The sequence below is a fragment of the Flavobacterium sp. genome, from assembly GCF_040383245.1.
Classification (GTDB): Bacteria; Bacteroidota; Bacteroidia; order Flavobacteriales; family Flavobacteriaceae; genus Flavobacterium.
In genome coordinates this window covers 23,195-42,905 of the sequence record NZ_JBEIDX010000017.1, presented here as the reverse complement: position 1 = coordinate 42,905, position 19,711 = coordinate 23,195, and the positions used below count along the sequence as shown (strand labels likewise).

The following is a 19,711-nucleotide window of genomic DNA, read 5'->3' as shown; positions in this document are numbered from 1 at the left end:
TTACGATTTATTTTTTTCTTGGTACTTTTCTATTATTTTAATTGCCTTATCCGATTTATGTAATTTCACTTTGTAGAGTGCTAACATTCGTCCATAGGTGTTTTTTGAACCGCATAATTCTACTGCTTTTATATAGTTTAATTCGGCACTTTTATCTCTTTCAAAATATTCGTCAATTCGGCCTTTAGACAAGTAACCATCAACTGGAGATAATTTAATTAGTTCGTCTGCATAGCGTTGTGCTTTTTTTTCACTTCCTCCAAAAAGTGCAGGAACTTGAAGATAATATTCTATCAATGCCCATCTTGCATCAATATGAGTGGGATTTAAAGCGATTGTTTTTTCAAATGAATCTTTCATCTCGCCTATTAATCGAATCGCTACCCATTTGCCTCCGTCTTTTGATTTTAAACCTAAAGCGCCTCCATATTTGTAATAGTAATTCGCTTCTTTTGGCTTTAAATTTTTTAGTTTTTTATAATACCCAATTGCTTTATCCCATTCTTTAAAATGAATTGAAATATCGCCCAAATATTCAATTGTTTTTAATTGATTAGGGTTCTCTTTTAAAATAGTCTCAAATAGGGATTTTGCAAGCGTATATTTACCTTGATCATAAAGATTCTCTGCTTTCTCAAAACTAGTTTGAGAAAAAACAAATTGAGAAATCAATAAGAGAAATACAATCTTTGCTTTCATTATTTATTCCATGAGTTTGGAATAACAAATATACTTTAATTATTTATTTTTATGCTAATATGGATTTTATATGAATAAAAAACTCCGATCTTTTTAGGATCGGAGTTTTAAATAATTAGTGGTTTATATTACTTAACCAAAGTCATTTCGTCTACAATGTGTTTTGCATTTGAGAAATTTTCAATTACCCATAAAACATAACGAATATCTACATTGATAGTTCTTTGTAATTTTTTATCAAAAATAACATCACCAGCCATAGCTTCAATGTTTCCATCAAATGCTAAACCAATTAATTCTCCTTTTCCATTTAACACAGGAGAACCTGAATTACCTCCTGTAATATCATTATCAGTTAAGAAATTCACGTGTAGCGAACCGTCTTTATCTGCATAACGACCAAAATCTTTATTCTTGTTCATTTCTAATACACGAGCAGGTAAATCAAATTCTTGATCTCCTTTTTTGTATTTTTTCACTTGTCCTGCAAGTGTTGTAAAATTATTTACAACAGCATCATTTCTTTTATCAGCTGGAAGTGCACGAACTTTACCGTAAGTTAAACGTAAAGTTGAATTGGCATCTGGATATTTAATTGCTCCAATATTAGATTCTCTCAATCCTTCTACTAACAATCTAAAAGAAGCCGAGTAGTCATTTTGTGCTTTAGTTAATTCATCCGATCTTTTTCCAAAATGCGCAACCATATCACTTGATAAAGCATATAACGGATCACTTGCAAGCATCGCTTCACTTGGTAAATCCAAGAACGCTTTAATCTTATCTACAGAAGCAAAAATACTTAAATCAAAAGCAGCATTTACATACTTAGTGAAATCGCCATTATTTTCTGTAGTTAGTTTTTCAACAGCTGGAGCTAAAGAATAACCTGCTTTTTTAGAATACAAACCTAATTGAGCCGATAATATATCTTTCTCTGCAGGAATATGTAATTCTTTATACATTTCGGTTGCCATCTCCAAAATTTGAGGCGCTAATGTTGCACGCTTTGCAGCATCTGCTTTAGCATAAGAATCTAATTGTTTTCCTAAAGTTCTACTTATTGTTCCAAAGGAAGATGTTCTAAATAATTGTTGTAAGTAATTGTCATGACGCGATTTTTCATTTGTAATTGCATAAAACTTATTAATGTTTGAAATTACATTACCATATTTAGATTTATTTTCTGCTTTGTTAGCCCATTTATCAAACTTTGCTTCTTGAACGGCTTTAGATTTGGCTGTACCAAATTTTGTTAACGCGTCAATCATACCTTGACGGTTTTTCCAATAATTAGCAGTAGAAGCATATTTAGAAGCATATACAAGATTCAAAGCATCACTTTGATTCATGTATTTTTTCATTTGATCCATTCCTGTTTTTGCACCTTCAACCCATGCAGGGTATGCAAATTTCACATTTTGCTCAATTCCACCAGCCGGCATCCAACGGTTGGTTCTTCCTGGATATCCAAGAATCATAGCAAAGTCATTTTCTTTTACTCCACCTAAATTAACAGGTAAATAATGTTTTGGTTTTAATGGAACATTGTTTTCAGAGTATTCAGCTGGAGTTCCATCTGCATTAGCATAAACTCTAAACATAGAGAAATCAGCAGTATGACGAGGCCATTCCCAGTTATCAGTATCTCCACCAAATTTTCCTAAACTTTCAGGAGGAGTTCCTACTAAACGAACATCTTTATAATCTTGATAAACAAAATAATAATACTCATTACCTTGAAAAAACGGACGAACCGATACGGTATATTTTCCGCCTTCGTTATTTTCTTTTTCAATTTTAGCAATTTCAGCATTAATAGCTTTTTCTCTATCAGCTTCATTCATGCTAGCATTTACTACTCCTAATATTCTTTTTGTACAATCATCCATTCTTACAAAGAAACGAACATACAAACTAGATGGTTTCATCTCAGCTTTTTTATTTTCAGCCCAATAACCGTCTTTCAAATAATTCTTTTCAGCTGTAGATAATTCTGCAATAGCATCATATCCACAGTGGTGATTTGTTAATACTAATCCATCTTTAGAAATGATTTCGGCAGTACAACCTCCATTAAATTGAACAATTGCATCTTTCAAACTGTGGTGGTTGATACTGTAAATTTCTTCGGCTGTCAATTGCAAGCCCATTTTTTGCATGTCGCGGTGGTTTAATCTTTCGATAAACATTAAAAACCACATTCCTTCATCTGCTTTTACGCTCATTGGAATAAGCATTATGACAGCAATAAGGGATAAAATAATTTTTTTCATATTTAATTTATTTCAATTTTAGATAAATAACTTACCTTTTTTATTATATAATCCTTACTTTACTAATATTTTCTTTGTTAAAGTTGCACCATTACTTTTTATAGTAACAAAATACAAACCACTTAATGCATTATCTATTTGTATACTTTGAATTAAATCAGAATTTTGATTAAAATCCATATTATAAATTTCTCTGCCTAATGAATCAATAATTGATACTGAATAATTACCTATTTGTTCTTTTAATTGAATTGAAAATATACCTTTACTTGGATTTGGCACTATAGAAAAATTTGTATTAATAAATTCATTATTTGCTAATGTATTCATATTCAATTGAGAACCAATAATATTACTCCATGCTGTCATTCTATTAACTTGACCTTGAGTAAACATATACATACATGAATCTTCTACATAATCCATATAATTCATTGTTAACTGTGTAGTACCGCAATTAGTTGAAACAGATCCAGAAGGATCACAATTATAATAAGGGGTATCTGCTGATGGAGTATCACATACTTTATCACCAGATGTAGCACAATTACTTCCATCACAAGCTTTAAAAGTGTGATCTAAGTTAAAAAAATGTCCTAATTCATGAGTTAGTGTTCTTCCAAGATTAAATGGTGGAGAAGGGACATAACCAAGACAAGCTGAAGGGCTCCCTGATAAAGATGTACTAAATGAATTATTATCAATAACCACTGTCATTCCTGAAGATGGTGAGCCTCCCAGAGGAGAATAACCTAAAATCCCCGATGTAAGATTTCTAACTACTAAATTACAATACCCTGCCCAAGTACTATCAGTATCTGCATTTGATAAAAAATCTGTACCAAAAGTAATCGCTGGATTACCATTTGTTGGAAATCCAAGTCCAGTGCCTGTTGGATGATTAAGTGTTGCAATTTCAAAAACAACATTCATATTTCCATAATTGGTATCTGGATAAAAATCTTGATCATTAACCCAATTTGACAAATCAGAATTAGTAGCATTATAATCTGCATTTAATATAGCTACTTGTTTTTGTGCAAGCAGAATTAAACAACTTCGCAAGGATGCATTTGTTGCTGATGCTACAACTGAAGGATAATGAACCGCTACTGGAATTCTAATTGTAGCAGCAGTAGATTTAGATTCATTAGAATTACTCAATCTTTGCAATTCATTTTCAAACTGTTGTTGCAAATCCAAATATTGTTCTTTTAATTGAGGATCAGCCATTATTCGTTGCATCTGTTGTTCCATTCCACAAGTTCTGTGTTGAGCAAATCCTAATTTAAATATAAAAAATGCTAAAATTAATTTGATTTTCATAATATATTATTTAGTTATTATTTTTTGTAAATATAAAAAATGTTATTTATTAAATTAAATTTTATGACTGTTTTCAGGTTTATCATCATCAACATTTAGCATTTCCCAAAGTTTATCTTTTAACTCGGTTAACCCCTGTTGGGCAACAGAAGAAATAAATAGATACGGAATTCCGATTTTGGATTTATCCAAAATTTGCTTCATTTCTGCCTTCAATTCATTGTCTAACATATCGCATTTAGAAATAACCAATAATCGATCTTTATCTAACATCTCTGGATTATAGCGACGCAATTCATCCAATAGAATTTCGTATTCTTTTTTGATGTCATCGGCATCAGCTGGAACTAAAAATAACAAAGTAGAATTTCTCTCTATATGACGCAAGAAATAATGCCCTAATCCTTTTCCTTCGGCAGCACCTTCAATAATTCCGGGGATATCTGCAATTACAAACGATTGAAATTCTCTATAAGCAACTATCCCTAAATTAGGTTTTAAAGTTGTAAAAGGATAATCTGCAATTTTTGGTTTAGCAGAAGTTAAAACCGATAACAAAGTAGATTTTCCTGCATTTGGGAAACCAACTAACCCCACATCAGCAAGTACTTTAAGCTCTAGAATTACATCCAATTCAGAAGATGGCATTCCGGGTTGTGAATATCTTGGTGTTTGGTTGGTTGAACTTCTAAAATGCCAGTTTCCTAAACCACCTTTTCCACCTTGCGCTAAAATTTGAACTTCATCGTGCTCGGTAATTTCAAATAAAATTTCTCCGGTTTCTATATCTTTAACTACCGTTCCCAGAGGCACTTCTACAATTTTATCTTCTCCATCGTGACCGGTGCTTCTTGAACTTCCACCATCTCCACCATGTCCCGCGCGAATATGCTTAATAAATTTTAAATGGAATAAAGTCCACAAACTCTTATTTCCTCTCAAATAAACATGACCTCCACGACCTCCATCGCCTCCATCAGGACCACCTTTTTCAATGAATTTTTCTCTATGTAAGTGCGTAGATCCTTTACCTCCTTTTCCGGAAGTAACATATATTTTTACATAGTCTACAAAATTTCCTTCTGTCATTTTATTTGATTTTGGTTCACTAAGAAAATAACAAACCTATTAAAGCTAATTCTGCTTCAAAGATACAACTACATTTTTTAGGAATAGTTACTATTGGTTATTCAATAAAATTAAAACTTATCGAAAACCAAGTTCAATCTTTCAGTTACTTCAGCAATGGTACCAATACCATTTACTGCATGAAATTTACCTTGACCTTTGTAGTAATCCATTAAGGGAGCGGTTTTTTCATTGTACTCTTGGTAACGATTTCTAATTTTTTCTTCGTCTTGATCATCAGGTCTACCCGAAGTTTTTCCTCTTTCTAATAAACGAGCAACCAATATTGAATCATCAGCATCAAGGGCAACAGTAGCTGTAATTTTTTGTCCTTTTGTTTCTAAAAATTGATCAAGTGCTGCTGCTTGCGCTAAAGTTCTTGGAAAACCATCAAACAAAAATCCAGCAGAATCTGGGTTTTTATCCACTTCACTTTGAAGCATTTGAATAGTTACATCATCAGGAACCAAATCACCTTGATCCATATAGGTTTTGGCTAATTTACCAAGTTCGGTGCCATTTGAAATGTTATATCTAAAAATATCCCCTGTAGATAGGTGAGTCAAATTGTATTTTCCTTTTAAAAATTCGGCTTGTGTGCCTTTTCCTGCACCTGGTTTTCCGAAAAGAACAATGTTAATCATTTGTATATTTAATTTTAAGTTTGTGTTATTGCACTAATTGATATACATCGGCTAAATTTCTTCCTAATCCATCGTAATCTAAACCATATCCTACAATGAATTTATCTGGAATTCTAATACCAACATAATCTATTTTAATGTCTTTTTTATATGCATCTGGTTTGAAAAACAAAGTAGCAATTTTTAGATGTTTTACTTTTTTGTCTTTAAAAATGGCTTTCAATTCTTCAATGGTATTTCCGGTATCTACAATATCTTCAACAATTACCACCGTTCTGCCTTCCAGATTTTCATTAATACCGATTAATTGCTTTACTTCATTTGTGCTTTGCGTCCCTTCATAAGAAGCCATTTTTACAAAACTCACTTCGCACATTCCTCTATATTTCTTCATCAAATCCGACAAAACCATAAACGAACCATTTAGAACTCCAACAAAAATCGGAATTTCATCAAAAAAATCATCATCCATTTGCTTGGCCATATTTGCAATTGCAAAATCAATTTCTTCTGACGAAATAAATGGCTCAAAAGTTTTATCGTGTAGATGGATCATTAAGATGTTTTTTGAAATTTAAAGAGGCAAATTTACGAACAAATAACTATTTACTTACAAGTATTTTGACTTTTTTGTGAATATGCTATATTTACAAAATGAATGCAGAATATTACAATCTGATAGCCAAAAGTACCGCCCACAGAAAAAGCAGAGATGAAAATAAAGACTTCATTTTTGCAAATCCAAACTATTTAAGCGATTTAGTAGAAATTGCTTGCGACACCAAAGACAAAAACCATCACAAAGCCTGTTGGATTTTAGAACTGATTTGTGAAGAAAAAATGTATTTATTTATACCTTATTTAGATAAATTTTGTGACACATTACAACATTACAAATCTGATTCTGCTATACGTTCTATTTCTAAAATTTGTTTATTTCTAACCAATTCTAAAAAATATTCATTAACAGAAAATCAAGAAGATAAGATAATTGAGGCTTGTTTAGATTGGCTGATTGAATCTAACAAAGCTGCAAATGCTGCATATACTATGCGAGCTTTATACAACCTCAGTAAAAAACACAAATGGGTAAATGAGGAATTAAAAATTTTACTTCAAAGAGATTGTAGCTTTCAAACCCCAGGTTATAAATCGGCAGTAAAAGATATTTTGAAGCGATTGAAATAATTTTCAAATGTTTATCTTTGCGCAAACACAACACAAATGAACTACTTTTCTTCCGATTTTAAACTTGGAATTCTAGGTGGAGGTCAATTAGGCAAAATGCTACTTGCTGAGGCTAGAAAATTTGACATTCAAACCTATATTTTAGATTCAAGCAAAGACGCACCAAGCCAATTTGGAGCTTCACAATTTTTCACCGGAGATTTAATGGATTACACTGCCGTTTATGAATTTGGCAAAAAAGTAAACCTTTTAACCATTGAGATTGAAAATGTAAATTTAGACGCTTTAGACAAATTGGAAGCAGAAGGTTTACCCGTTTTTCCTTCACCAAAAACCTTACGTTTAATTCAAAACAAAGGAGTTCAAAAAGATTTTTATGTTGCGAATTCTATTCCAACTTCCAAACACAAACGATTTGAAAATTTAGATTCACTTAAATCTGCAATCGATTCTTTAACTTTCCCATTTGTGTGGAAGTGCACCCAATTTGGTTACGATGGCAACGGAGTAAAAGTGGTTCGCTCGAATTCCGATTTAGATAATTTGCCTAATGTAGAATGCATTGCAGAAGAAATGGTGCCGTTTAAAAATGAATTGGCGGTTATTGTTGCGCGATCTGTATCTGGAGAAATTAGCACCTACCCTGTAGTTGAAATGGAATTCCATCCCGAAGCCAATCAAGTAGAATACGTACTTTGTCCAGCACGAATTGAGGAGAAAGTTGCCCAAAAAGCCCGAGAAATTGCGCTAAAAGTTTCCGAAGCTTTTAATCATGTTGGTTTATTGGCAGTTGAAATGTTTCAAACTGACAACGATGAAATTTTAGTCAATGAAGTGGCGCCAAGACCTCACAATTCAGGACATCACACCATTGAAGCCAGTTATACTTCACAATTTGAAAACCATTTACGCGCCATATTAAACCTACCTTTAGGAAATACTGCTAGTAAAGTTGCCGGAATTATGGTAAATTTGGTCGGTGAAGAAGGATTTTCAGGCCCTGTGACCTATCAAAATATTGAAAAAATAATGGCCATAGACGGGGTAACCCCTCACATTTATGGTAAAAGAGAAACAAGACCTTTTCGAAAAATGGGACATGTAACGATTGTAAATGAAGACATGGCAGAAGCAAGAAAAATTGCAGAAGAGGTTAAGAATAGTATTCGAGTGATTAGTTAAAAAATAAATTATGAGTAAAGTAGCCATAATAATGGGAAGCATATCCGATATGCCTGTGATGCAAGAAGCCATCGACATCTTAAAAGGATTTGACATCGAGACCGAAGTAGATATCGTTTCGGCACACAGAACACCCGAAAAACTTTTTGATTTTAGCAAAAATGCCCACACGCGTGGAATTTCAGTAATCATTGCCGGTGCCGGTGGTGCTGCGCATTTACCCGGAATGGTCGCTTCCATGTCGCCACTTCCTGTAATTGGCGTTCCCGTAAAATCAAGCAATTCTATTGATGGCTGGGATTCGGTTTTGTCTATTTTGCAAATGCCGGGCGGCGTTCCTGTTGCAACTGTTGCCTTAAACGGTGCAAAAAATGCCGGAATTCTTGCCGCACAAATCGTCGGAAGTGCTGATAAATGCGTGCTTGATAAAATTGTTTTCTACAAAGAGAGCCTTAAAGAAGCCGTAAATAAAGCAGCAAACGAATTGAAAAAATAGTTTTTTTTGAAGCTATTCCTGCTATTCGTTTCAATCTTTGCTTAACAGCAAAGGATTTTCACTGCTATCAGGGCTAAGACTACTCCTTTTTTACATACCTTAACACAATAAATGCGCCTTTTTCAAAATGAAAATAGTAACTGCACCTTTTCAAACCAAACACAATACCGCACCTTTTTCACAAATAAAACTAGAAGATTATTTGCCTGCTTTTATAGAAAATATTGCTTCTGCAAGAGCAGAAATAGATGCCATTGCCACTAATCTTGAAGCACCAACTTATGAAAACACGATCGTTGCTTTAGATTTTTCGGGAGAACAATTGGATCGCTTATCTTCAATATTCTTCAATTTAAATTCGGCGGAAACTTGTGACGAAATGCAAAAAATCGCGCAAGAAGTTTCTCCGTTATTAACCGAATTCAGTAACGATGTGGCTTTGAATGAAAATTTATTCAAGCGTGTAAAAGCCGTTTACGATCAAAAAAATTCGTTAACCTTAACACCAGAACAAACCACACTTTTAGATAAAAAATTTAAAGGTTTTTCCAGAAACGGGGCGCTACTGAATGAAGCAGATAAATTGGTTTTACGAGAAATAGACACCGAGTTAGCCAAATTAAAACTGACATTTGGTGAAAATGTTTTGGCCGAAACCAACAACTACCAACTTCACATAACCAATGAAATCGATTTAAAAGGCCTACCGGAAGGAGCCAAAGAAATGGCGCGTTCATTAGCAAAATCTAAAGAATTAGAAGGTTGGGTTTTCACACTAGATTTTCCAAGTTATTTGCCATTTGTAACTTATGTTGAAAATCGTGAATTACGAAAAGAAATAGCGATAGCTGCCGGTAAAAAAGCATTTCAAGACAACGAATTCGACAACAAAGAAAATGTAAAACGAATTGTTTCTCTACGTCATAAAAGAGCCAAACTGTTAGGCTACGAATCGCATTCGCATTTTGTATTGGAAGAAAGAATGGCTCAAAATCCAGAAAAAGTAACAACTTTTTTAAATGATTTATTGCAAAAAGCCAAACCTGCAGCACAAAAAGAATTTGAACAATTAACTGCTTTTGCCAGAGAATTAGACGGCTTTGAGCAACTTGAAAAATGGGATGGCGCCTATTATTCTGAGAAGTTAAAACAAAAATTATTCAGCTTAGATGACGAATTACTTAAGCCTTATTTTCAATTAGAAAAGGTTTTAAATGGAGCGTTCATTATTGCAGAAAAGTTATTCGGAATTACCTTCAAAGAAGTTTTTGACATTGACAAATACCACGAAGATGTTCAAACATTTGAAGTATTAGATGAAAAAAATAATTTAGTTGCTATTTTCTACTCCGATTTTTTTCCAAGAAAAGGAAAACGCAATGGCGCTTGGATGACTTCGTATAAATCGCAAGTGATAAAAAACGGAATCAACGATAGACCTCATGTTTCTATCGTTTGTAATTTCACTCCGCCTACCGAAACCAAGCCTTCCTTATTAACCTTTAATGAAGTAACCACTTTGTTTCATGAATTTGGTCACGCCTTACACGGAATGTTGGCTAATACTACTTATCCGAGTTTGTCGGGAACTTCAGTATTTTGGGATTTTGTGGAATTACCAAGTCAAGTGATGGAAAATTGGTGCTATGAGCCTGAGTCTTTGGCGCTATTTGCAAATCATTATGAAACAGGAGAAATTATTCCGCAAGCCTATGTAGAAAAAATCAAAGAAAGCGCCAGCTTTTTAGAAGGTATGGCTACGATGCGTCAATTGAGTTTCGGAATTTTAGATATGGCTTTCCATGCAGTGAATCAAGAAATTGCTGATGTTAAAGCATTTGAAAAAGAAGCAATGGATAATGCCGCATTATTTCCTGATGTAGCAGAAAATTGCATGAGCGTTTCCTTCTCCCATATTTTTCAAGGAGGCTATTCATCTGGATATTATAGTTATAAATGGGCAGAAGTTTTGGATGCCGATGCCTTTGCTTATTTCCAAGAAAAAGGAATTTTCAACAAAGAGGTGGCTACTAAATTCAAAGAAAATGTACTTTCTAAGGGCGGTACCGAGTTGCCAATGGATTTGTATAATAGATTTAGAGGTCAGGAACCCAATGCTGATGCGTTATTGAAACGAGCCGGATTATTATAAGATACCAACCGAAGTTTTACTTCGGTTTTTTTATTGCCAAATTAATAGCAAAATCAACCAAAATATAGGCACACTTTCTACCCAAAAATTGGTGTAATATTTATTGCGTTGTTTCGAAGAAAAATGAATAAAAATCACAGTTATTAATCCAATAAACAAAGAAATTAGAGAACTATTAGTTTTCAAAAACTCCAAAACCATAAAAGGAATTATAAATAACATTCCAAATAACTTGGTTTTATTTATGCCATATTTTTGAGGAAATGTTTGTAACGAAATTGGATCCTGAAAACTATCCATTATTTCAAATGGAATTAACAAACTGGACAATAATAAAAATCGTTGGATGCAATTTATTACTAAATCCATTTCGATAACTTTTACATTGGCAAAGGGAATAAATATCGAAATATAAGTAACTACAAGACTTACAAAAAACAATTTTAGTATTCCGAATTTTCTAATAAACGGATAAATTAATACCAATATTCCCGATACTAATAAATGCATCCGAATCGCATTTGAAAGATTAATATATTGATAAATCAATCCATAAAGTGAAAAAATTGAAACGAATAGAATGGCATAATTTTTAACCGAATGATAATTTCCTTTCCAAAAAATTTCCCCATATTTTAGAAAATTATATCCCAAAATTGTTGCAAAAAAAACACTAAATGATAAAGTTGGATTTGGATTTAAATTGGCTGTGTTTTCTGTAATTTTAACCAAACAAAAAACGGCAAAGCCAACATGAATGGATGATTGAATGTAAAAATCGAGAAGCCGCTGAAGAAATTTCATTTCACAAAAATAGCCAATCTGTTAATAAGACCTCTTTTTGGTTGAAAAATTCTCAAAATATTACAACTTGTTTAATGAAAAAATAGAAGTTTAATAATTACTTTTGTTTGCTCAAATAAGAACTGTTTTTGGTTCTTTCAACACAACACAAACTTATCTTTATTTCTAATAAATGAAAACAGACGCATTTGCTTTACGCCACATAGGTCCTCGTGAAAATGACCTACAACGCATGTTTAAAACCATTGGGGTAGAAAACTTAGATCAATTAATTTCAGAAACAGTTCCAAACAACATTCGTTTGAAAAAAGAATTGGATTTGGATGCGCCAATGACAGAATATGAATATTTAAGTCACATTCAGGAATTAGGAAAAAAGAATAAAGTTTATAAATCGTATATCGGTTTAGGATACCATCCAACTATTGTACCTGCTGTTATTCAGAGAAATATTTTTGAAAATCCGGGTTGGTATACTGCTTATACTCCGTATCAAGCAGAAATTGCACAAGGAAGATTGGAAGCGATTTTAAACTACCAAACTACCATAATTGAACTAACCGGAATGGAAATTGCCAATGCTTCCTTATTGGATGAAGGAACTTCTGCTGCAGAGGCTATGGCGCTATTATTTGATGTTAGAACTAGAGATCAAAAGAAAAACAATGTAGTTAAATTTTTCGTTTCGGAAGAGGTATTACCACAAACCATCTCGGTATTGCAAACGCGTTCTACTCCAAAAGGAATCGAATTAGTAATTGGAAATCACGAAACTTTCGATTTTTCTGAGGAATTCTTTGGAGCAATTTTACAATATCCTGGAAAATACGGACAAGTACATGATTATGCTGGATTTATTACAAAAGCACATGCTGCAGAAATAAAAGTAGCCGTTGCTGCCGATATTTTATCCTTAGTTACCTTAACTCCTCCGGGAGAAATGGGCGCTGATGTTGTAGTTGGAACTTCGCAACGCTTCGGAATTTCGATGGGTTATGGAGGTCCTCACGCTGCATATTTTGCAACCAGAGAAGAATACAAACGTTCGATGCCAGGAAGAATCATTGGAGTTACCATTGATGCAAATGGAAATCGTGCATTAAGAATGGCATTAGGAACTAGAGAACAACACATTAAAAGAGAAAAAGCGACTTCTAACATTTGTACAGCACAAGTTTTATTGGCTGTAATGGCAGGAATGTACGCTGTTTTTCACGGTCCAAAAGGATTGAGATATATTGCAAATAAAGTTCATGCTTCGGCAGTGACTTTGGCAGATGCCTTAAATAAATTAGGGGTTTATCAAACCAATACTTCCTTCTTTGACACCATTTTGGTAAAAGCAGATGCTACAAAAGTAAAAGCGGTAGCTGAAAAACACGAAGTAAATTTCTTTTATGTTGATAGCGAAACAATTTCAATTTCTTTAAATGAAACTACTTCTTTAAAAGACTTAAATCAAATTGTTTCTGTATTTGCGGAAGCAGTAAATAAAGAAAATGTAACCATTAGTGAATTAACTAACACCACTAATTACCCGGCTTCTTTAAATAGAACTTCTACTTTTTTAACACATGATGTTTTCAATAATCATCATTCTGAATCGCAATTAATGCGTTACATTAAAAAATTAGAACGCAAAGATTTATCTTTAAATCATTCGATGATTTCTTTGGGATCTTGTACAATGAAGTTAAATGCAGCTGCCGAAATGTTGCCGTTATCTATGGCAAATTGGAACAGCATTCACCCATTTGCTCCAATTGAACAAGCAGAAGGATACCAAATCATGCTTAAAAAATTAGAACACCAACTTAATGTGGTAACAGGTTTTGCAGGCACTACTTTGCAACCGAACTCGGGAGCACAAGGAGAATATGCAGGACTTATGGCTATTAGAGCCTATCATTTATCAAGAGGTGATCACCACAGAAATATTTGCTTAATTCCATCATCGGCACACGGAACCAATCCGGCTTCGGCTGCTATGGCAGGAATGGAAATTATTGTTACTAAAACAACTCCAGAAGGAAATATTGACGTAGAAGATTTAAGAGCTAGAGCAATTGAGCATAAAGACAATTTATCTGCATTAATGGTTACCTACCCTTCTACTCACGGAGTTTTTGAAAGCACAATTATTGAAATTACGGATCTAATCCATGAAAATGGAGGTTTGGTTTACATGGATGGAGCCAATATGAATGCCCAAGTTGGATTAACAAATCCGGCTACAATTGGCGCAGATGTTTGCCATTTGAATTTACATAAAACCTTTGCAATTCCTCACGGAGGTGGAGGTCCTGGAGTGGGTCCTATTTGTGTAAACGAAAAATTAGTTCCGTTTTTACCAACCAACCCTATTATCCCTACTGGAGGAAATCAAGCAATTACAGCTATTTCTGCTGCGCCATTTGGATCGGCATTAGTTTGTTTAATTTCTTATGGATACATTTCGATGTTAGGGTCTGAAGGATTGACCAATGCTACTAAATATGCAATTCTAAATGCCAATTATATGAAAGCGCGTTTAGAGGATCATTACCCAGTATTGTATTCTGGAGAAATGGGAAGAGCGGCACATGAAATGATTTTAGATTGCCGTGCTTTCAAACAACAAGGAGTGGAAGTTACCGATATTGCAAAACGTTTAATGGATTATGGTTTCCACGCACCAACGGTTTCGTTCCCAGTTGCTGGAACTTTAATGATTGAACCTACAGAAAGTGAAGATGTAGCCGAATTGGATCGTTTTTGCGATGCCATGATTTCTATCAGAAAAGAAATTGAAAAAGCAACTGCCGAAGACCATAATACGGTTTTACACAATGCACCACATACTTTAGCAATGCTAACTTCAGACACTTGGGAATTCCCTTACACTCGTGAGCAAGCAGCGTTTCCACTAGATTATATTGCAGATAATAAATTCTGGCCAAGTGTTCGTCGTGTAGATGATGCTTACGGAGATCGAAATTTAGTTTGCAGCTGTGCTCCAATCGAAGCATACATGTAATAAAAACTCGAAAAATAAAAAAGGTTTCAATTAATTGGAACCTTTTTTTATTAAACATGACATTAATCAAGATTACACTTTTATAAAAAGTAATTTTGTATAAATTTTATTCTTATGAACGACATTCAAAACCAAGACGATTTATATAAAGTTGTAGATGAGTTTTACAAAAAACTCTTAGCCGATAAAGCGATCAGTTATATTTTTACTGATGTTGTGAAAATTAAACTAGAAGAACATTTACCAGTATTAGTCAGCTTTTGGTCGCAATCCATTCTTGGAACAGGAGGCTATTACAATAACCTTACCCAAATTCATTTGGATGTGAATGCTAAATCTTATCTATCAAAAGAACTTTTCGAAATTTGGCTTAATCATTTTGAAAATGCCATTGACGAAAATTATCAAGGTATAAATTGTGAACGCATGAAAAACCAAGCGCACAATTTATCAACGGTTATGCAAATTAAGATTGCAAAAGAAAAAGATGAAAAATTATAGTATTATTAATTTTGCAATCTATTTATTAAATAATTAATAATAATTTATGGTTTTTATTATTCTGCAGAAAAGATTAAAATAAAATCAATAAATTCGTTACAATAATTATAAAGATATGAATATAAAAATCACTGGATCTGGAAGTTACATCCCAACCGTAACCATAAAAAATAAAGACTTTTCAAATCATGTATTCTTAAATGAAGACGGTTCTAATTTTGCATTACCAAATGATGTTATTACTGAAAAGTTTTATGGAATTACGGGGATTCAAGAACGAAAGTATGCCTCTGATGAATTAACTACTTCTGATATCGCTCTTATTGCCGCAGAAAAAGCAATAGCAGATGCCAACTTAGATCCAGAAACATTAGATTATATCATTTTTGCTCACAATTTTGGTGATGTTAATAAAGGTGCAATTCAATCGGATATGCTTCCAAGTTTGGCAAGTAGAGTAAAACATAAATTAAGAATAAAAAACCCAAAGTGCATTGCTTACGACATGCTTTTTGGTTGCCCAGGTTGGGTTGAAGGCGTAATTCAAGCACAAGCGTATATCAAAGCCGGAATGGCAAAAAAATGTTTGGTGATTGGCGCAGAAACCTTATCTCGAGTTGTAGATCCGCACGATAGAGACTCAATGATTTATGCCGATGGTGCTGGTGCCACAATCATTGAAGCCACTAATGAAGAAGGCGGAATATTAGCTCATGAAACGGCTACTTACACTTATAATGAAGCGCATTTTTTATTTTTTGGAAAATCATTCAACAAAGAGCACGATCCAAATGTGAGATACATAAAAATGCATGGGAGAAAAATTTACGAATTTGCACTTTCCAATGTTCCAAAAGCAATGAAGGAATGCCTTGATAAAAGTGGAGTTGACATCAGTCAATTGAAAAAAATCTTAATTCACCAAGCCAACGAAAAAATGGATGAGGCTATAATTCAAAGGTTTTATAAACTTTATGACCAACAAATGCCCGACGAAATTATGCCAATGAGTATTCATGAGTTAGGAAACTCAAGTGTAGCAACAGTTCCAACCTTATTTGACTTACTTATTAAAGGAAAAATCAAAGATCAAAGCATTAACAAAGGTGATGTTATTTTATTTGCATCCGTTGGTTCTGGAATGAATATTAATGCCATCGTTTATAAAATGTAATTCAAGAAAAGCGATTTTTGTTTACTTCTAAAAGTCTAAAGTTTCAGGTTAAATTACTAAATTTACAGACTGTTTTCAAATGAAACAATAAACTTGAAACAAATTAAAATGTACGAAAAAACCTATCCTAATAAACGCTTTAAGCATACCTTAGAATTTATACAAAAACATGTAGCAACTTCCGAAACTATTTTTGATTTAGGTGTTCCGAATCCTTTTTCAAAAATAATGTTAGAAAATGGATACACAGTAAAGAACACCTCTGGGGAAGATTTAGACAATGATGTTTCTGCGTTACAAAATCAAGATTATTCTGTTTTTACTGCATTTGAAATTTTTGAACATTTATTAAATCCGTATACCATTTTACAAAATGTAAAATGCGATAAACTTTTAATTTCTATTCCGTTACGCTTATGGTTTTCTCCTGCATATAGAAGCAAAACCGACATGTGGGACAGACACTACCACGAATTTGAAGATTGGCAATTGGATTGGCTTTTAGAAAAAACAGGTTGGAAAATCACAGCCAGAGAAAAGTTTACACACCCAGTAAAAAAGTTTGGTTTCCGTCCACTGTTACGCTATTTTACTCCGAGATATTATATGGTTTACGCTGAAAAAGTAAAATAAATGAGATACTACATCGTAATTCCTTCTCACAACGAAGAAGAATTTATTGCATTAACACTACAATCGCTAGTTGAACAAACGGTTTTGCCAGCAAAAATTGTGGTTGTAAATGATAATTCAACAGACAACACTGCAACTATCGTTTTAAAATTTGCATCTAAATTTCCATTTATCTCTTTGGTAAACAAAACTTCTGATGCACTTCATTTACCTGGAAGCAAGGTTATTCAAGCTTTTCAGGCGGGATTTGAAACATTAGACGAGAATTATGATTTGATTGTAAAAGCTGATGCCGATTTAATTTTTCCAAATAATTACTTTGAGACAGTAATTTCTCATTTTCAATCGGATGACAAAATTGGCATGGCAGGTGGATTTGCTTACATTGAAAAAAATGGAGAATTCATCCTTGAAAACCTTACGGATAAAGACCACATTAGAGGTGCATTCAAAGCCTATAGAAAAGAAGCTTTCATCCAAATTGGAGGCCTGAGAGCGGCTATGGGTTGGGACACAGTTGACGAATTACTTTGCAAATTTTACAACTGGAAAGTAGTTACAGACTCTTCTTTAAAAGTAAAACACTTAAAACCAACTGGCGCAAACTATAATAAAACTGCACGATACAAGCAAGGAGAAGCCTTTTACACCTTAGGCTATGGATTTTTAATTACGGGTATTGCTTCGGCTAAATTAGCAATGATGAAGAAAAAACCGTTGTTGTTTTTTGATTACATCAAAGGATTTTGGATGGCTAAAAAAAGTAATAAAACAATGTTAGTCACTCCCGATCAAGGGAAATTCATTCGAAATTATCGATTAAAAAAAATGAAAGAGAAATTATTTTAATCGATATATTGAACCTAAACAATTAAACAAATTATAGTACATTTACAACTAATTATTCCAGCAATTTGATTCTCAAAAATAAATGATACTTCTTAGATACATATCGCAAATTGGAAGGTACTTCTTGATGCTAAAAGAGGTATTCAACAAGCCAACAAAATGGTCTGTAATGCGCGGATTAATTTTTAAAGAGATTGACGATTTGATAATTGGATCTTTAGGAATTGTTGCATTCATTTCCTTTTTTGTTGGAGGTGTTGTTTCCATTCAAACGGCTTTAAATTTAACCAATCCATTAATCCCAAAACAATTAATAGGATTTGCTACCAGACAATCTATAATTTTAGAATTTGCTCCAACATTTATATCCATAATTATGGCTGGTAAAATGGGTTCTTTCATCACATCAAGTATAGGAACAATGCGAGTTACTGAGCAAATCGATGCACTTGAGGTAATGGGAGTAAATTCATTAAATTATCTTGTATTTCCAAAAATCATCGCCTCCCTACTGTACCCATTTTTAATAGGTATTGCTATGTTTCTTGGTATTCTTGGAGGTTGGATCGCTGGGGTATATGGTGGATTTGTAGCTAGTAATGAATTTGTTACCGGCCTCCAAACTAATTTTATTCCGTTTCATATAACCTATGCTTTTATAAAAACAATGGTTTTTGCATTTTTACTTTCTACAATCCCTTCATTTCATGGATATTACATGAAAGGTGGTGCACTAGAAGTAGGTAAAGCAAGTACCGTTTCATTTGTTTGGACAAGTGTTGTGATTATTGTGGTCAACTATATTTTAACTCAATTACTATTAACATCATGATAGAAATAAAAAATATAGAAAAATCATTTGGTGATAATAAAGTTTTAAAGGGAATTTCGACCATTTTTGAAACTGGAAAAACCAATTTAATTATTGGTCAAAGTGGCTCTGGTAAAACCGTTTTGTTAAAATCTTTATTAGGAATACACACTCCTGAAGTAGGAACTATATCATTTGACGGTAGAATTTATTCTGAATTATCCGATGATGATAAAAGAGCATTAAGAACAGAAATTGGAATGGTTTTTCAAGGTAGCGCCTTATTTGATAGTATGACTGTGGAAGAAAATGTTGGTTTTCCATTAAGGATGTTTTCCAATAAAACAGCTGCCGAAATAAAAGAGCGTGCCGACTTTGTTATTCAAAGAGTGAATTTAACAAATGCTCACCATAAAAAACCTTCAGAATTATCAGGTGGAATGCAAAAGAGAGTTGCCATTGCACGAGCTATCGTTAACAATCCAAAATATCTTTTTTGTGACGAACCTAACTCTGGATTAGACCCCAAAACAGCAATATTAATTGACAACCTAATTCAGGAGATTACCCAGGAATATAATATTACTACGGTTATAAATTCCCACGATATGAATTCGGTTATGGAAATTGGTCAAAAAATAATATTACTTAAAGAGGGATTATTAGCTTGGGAAGGCACAAATAAAGAAATTTTCAAAACTGACAATGAAGCAATTGTTGACTTTGTATATTCTTCAAATTTGTTTAAAAAAATCAGAAAGGCACAAAACAAAGAAGAGCAACAATAATCTATTTATTTTTCGCCAAAGAAGTGATTCTAATTATATCTACT

General features: G+C 33.3%; 18 protein-coding genes. 11 read left to right on the top strand and 7 right to left on the bottom strand.

Going from position 1 to position 19,711, the window contains the following annotated elements; translation table 11 throughout:
• The 6 genes from ABWO08_RS08160 to hpt form a co-directional block, all read right to left on the bottom strand.
• Positions 1-699, bottom strand: coding sequence for a tetratricopeptide repeat protein (locus ABWO08_RS08160; RefSeq protein ID WP_353085038.1), 699 nt, complete (start codon positions 697-699; stop codon positions 1-3).
• A 128-nt stretch (positions 700-827) separates the two neighbouring features.
• Entirely contained in the window at positions 828-2,975 is a 2,148-nt protein-coding gene (locus ABWO08_RS08155; protein ID WP_353085036.1) for a S46 family peptidase, read from the bottom strand.
• Positions 2,976-3,029: 54 nt separating this feature from the next.
• Complete coding sequence (locus ABWO08_RS08150) at positions 3,030-4,301, bottom strand: zinc-dependent metalloprotease (RefSeq protein ID WP_353085034.1); 1,272 nt, start codon at positions 4,299-4,301, stop codon at positions 3,030-3,032.
• 54 nt (positions 4,302-4,355) lie between these two features.
• Positions 4,356-5,390: a GTPase ObgE gene (obgE, locus tag ABWO08_RS08145; RefSeq protein ID WP_353085033.1), complete on the bottom strand. Its 1,035-nt coding sequence runs from the start codon at positions 5,388-5,390 to the stop codon at positions 4,356-4,358.
• A gap of 110 nt (positions 5,391-5,500) precedes the next feature.
• Complete coding sequence (locus ABWO08_RS08140; RefSeq protein ID WP_353085031.1) at positions 5,501-6,073, bottom strand: adenylate kinase; 573 nt, start codon at positions 6,071-6,073, stop codon at positions 5,501-5,503.
• Positions 6,074-6,098: 25 nt separating this feature from the next.
• The gene (gene hpt, locus ABWO08_RS08135) at positions 6,099-6,629 is read right to left on the bottom strand and encodes a hypoxanthine phosphoribosyltransferase (RefSeq protein WP_353085030.1); all 531 of its coding nucleotides are present in this window, start codon (positions 6,627-6,629) and stop codon (positions 6,099-6,101) included.
• Between the two features lie 98 nt (positions 6,630-6,727).
• Here hpt and ABWO08_RS08130 point away from each other — a divergent pair, with 98 nt between their 5' ends.
• From ABWO08_RS08130 to ABWO08_RS08115, 4 genes are all read left to right on the top strand, one after another.
• On the top strand, positions 6,728-7,261 hold the full coding sequence (locus tag ABWO08_RS08130) for a HEAT-like fold family protein (RefSeq protein WP_353085028.1): 534 nt from the start codon (positions 6,728-6,730) through the stop codon (positions 7,259-7,261).
• Between the two features lie 36 nt (positions 7,262-7,297).
• A complete protein-coding gene (locus ABWO08_RS08125; RefSeq protein WP_353085026.1) occupies positions 7,298-8,443 on the top strand; it encodes a 5-(carboxyamino)imidazole ribonucleotide synthase in 1,146 nt (381 codons plus the stop codon).
• Between the two features lie 10 nt (positions 8,444-8,453).
• Entirely contained in the window at positions 8,454-8,939 is a 486-nt protein-coding gene (gene purE, locus ABWO08_RS08120) for a 5-(carboxyamino)imidazole ribonucleotide mutase (protein WP_353085024.1), read from the top strand.
• A gap of 127 nt (positions 8,940-9,066) precedes the next feature.
• Positions 9,067-11,091, top strand: a complete 2,025-nt coding sequence (locus ABWO08_RS08115; RefSeq protein WP_353085022.1) for a M3 family metallopeptidase — start codon at positions 9,067-9,069, stop codon at positions 11,089-11,091.
• Positions 11,092-11,121: 30 nt separating this feature from the next.
• Here ABWO08_RS08115 and ABWO08_RS08110 read toward each other — a convergent pair whose 3' ends face one another.
• Complete coding sequence (locus ABWO08_RS08110; protein ID WP_353085020.1) at positions 11,122-11,895, bottom strand: hypothetical protein; 774 nt, start codon at positions 11,893-11,895, stop codon at positions 11,122-11,124.
• Between the two features lie 172 nt (positions 11,896-12,067).
• Between ABWO08_RS08110 and gcvP the strand changes: the two genes are divergently transcribed.
• From gcvP to ABWO08_RS08075, 7 genes are all read left to right on the top strand, one after another.
• On the top strand, positions 12,068-14,911 hold the full coding sequence (gcvP, locus tag ABWO08_RS08105; protein WP_353085018.1) for an aminomethyl-transferring glycine dehydrogenase: 2,844 nt from the start codon (positions 12,068-12,070) through the stop codon (positions 14,909-14,911).
• Positions 14,912-15,025: 114 nt separating this feature from the next.
• A complete protein-coding gene (locus ABWO08_RS08100; RefSeq protein ID WP_353085016.1) occupies positions 15,026-15,412 on the top strand; it encodes a group III truncated hemoglobin in 387 nt (128 codons plus the stop codon).
• Positions 15,413-15,527: 115 nt separating this feature from the next.
• Positions 15,528-16,586: a 3-oxoacyl-ACP synthase III family protein gene (locus ABWO08_RS08095; protein ID WP_353085014.1), complete on the top strand. Its 1,059-nt coding sequence runs from the start codon at positions 15,528-15,530 to the stop codon at positions 16,584-16,586.
• Between the two features lie 108 nt (positions 16,587-16,694).
• Positions 16,695-17,219, top strand: coding sequence for a methyltransferase (locus ABWO08_RS08090; RefSeq protein ID WP_353085012.1), 525 nt, complete (start codon positions 16,695-16,697; stop codon positions 17,217-17,219).
• Entirely contained in the window at positions 17,220-18,068 is an 849-nt protein-coding gene (locus ABWO08_RS08085) for a glycosyltransferase family 2 protein (RefSeq protein WP_353085010.1), read from the top strand.
• 82 nt (positions 18,069-18,150) lie between these two features.
• A complete protein-coding gene (locus ABWO08_RS08080) occupies positions 18,151-18,900 on the top strand; it encodes an MlaE family ABC transporter permease (protein ID WP_353085009.1) in 750 nt (249 codons plus the stop codon).
• On the top strand, positions 18,897-19,667 hold the full coding sequence (locus tag ABWO08_RS08075) for an ABC transporter ATP-binding protein (protein WP_353085007.1): 771 nt from the start codon (positions 18,897-18,899) through the stop codon (positions 19,665-19,667). Before ABWO08_RS08080 ends, ABWO08_RS08075 begins: the two co-directional genes overlap by 4 nt.
• Positions 19,668-19,711: the final 44 nt, after the last annotated feature.

What these genes read in the sequence shown, in the direction of transcription:
- ABWO08_RS08155 (WP_353085036.1), bottom strand. Translation starts at nt 2,975, where the DNA reads ATGAAAAAAATTATTTTATCCCTTATTGCTGTCATAATGCTTATTCCA.
- gcvP (WP_353085018.1), top strand. Translation starts at nt 12,068, where the DNA reads ATGAAAACAGACGCATTTGCTTTACGCCACATAGGTCCTCGTGAAAAT.
- ABWO08_RS08160 (WP_353085038.1), bottom strand. Translation starts at nt 699, where the DNA reads ATGAAAGCAAAGATTGTATTTCTCTTATTGATTTCTCAATTTGTTTTT.
- purE (WP_353085024.1), top strand. Translation starts at nt 8,454, where the DNA reads ATGAGTAAAGTAGCCATAATAATGGGAAGCATATCCGATATGCCTGTG.
- ABWO08_RS08080 (WP_353085009.1), top strand. Translation starts at nt 18,151, where the DNA reads ATGATACTTCTTAGATACATATCGCAAATTGGAAGGTACTTCTTGATG.
- hpt (WP_353085030.1), bottom strand. Translation starts at nt 6,629, where the DNA reads ATGATCCATCTACACGATAAAACTTTTGAGCCATTTATTTCGTCAGAA.
- ABWO08_RS08140 (WP_353085031.1), bottom strand. Translation starts at nt 6,073, where the DNA reads ATGATTAACATTGTTCTTTTCGGAAAACCAGGTGCAGGAAAAGGCACA.
- ABWO08_RS08075 (WP_353085007.1), top strand. Translation starts at nt 18,897, where the DNA reads ATGATAGAAATAAAAAATATAGAAAAATCATTTGGTGATAATAAAGTT.
- ABWO08_RS08095 (WP_353085014.1), top strand. Translation starts at nt 15,528, where the DNA reads ATGAATATAAAAATCACTGGATCTGGAAGTTACATCCCAACCGTAACC.
- ABWO08_RS08125 (WP_353085026.1), top strand. Translation starts at nt 7,298, where the DNA reads ATGAACTACTTTTCTTCCGATTTTAAACTTGGAATTCTAGGTGGAGGT.
- obgE (WP_353085033.1), bottom strand. Translation starts at nt 5,390, where the DNA reads ATGACAGAAGGAAATTTTGTAGACTATGTAAAAATATATGTTACTTCC.
- ABWO08_RS08085 (WP_353085010.1), top strand. Translation starts at nt 17,220, where the DNA reads ATGAGATACTACATCGTAATTCCTTCTCACAACGAAGAAGAATTTATT.
- ABWO08_RS08110 (WP_353085020.1), bottom strand. Translation starts at nt 11,895, where the DNA reads ATGAAATTTCTTCAGCGGCTTCTCGATTTTTACATTCAATCATCCATT.
- ABWO08_RS08150 (WP_353085034.1), bottom strand. Translation starts at nt 4,301, where the DNA reads ATGAAAATCAAATTAATTTTAGCATTTTTTATATTTAAATTAGGATTT.
- ABWO08_RS08090 (WP_353085012.1), top strand. Translation starts at nt 16,695, where the DNA reads ATGTACGAAAAAACCTATCCTAATAAACGCTTTAAGCATACCTTAGAA.
- ABWO08_RS08130 (WP_353085028.1), top strand. Translation starts at nt 6,728, where the DNA reads ATGAATGCAGAATATTACAATCTGATAGCCAAAAGTACCGCCCACAGA.
- ABWO08_RS08115 (WP_353085022.1), top strand. Translation starts at nt 9,067, where the DNA reads ATGAAAATAGTAACTGCACCTTTTCAAACCAAACACAATACCGCACCT.
- ABWO08_RS08100 (WP_353085016.1), top strand. Translation starts at nt 15,026, where the DNA reads ATGAACGACATTCAAAACCAAGACGATTTATATAAAGTTGTAGATGAG.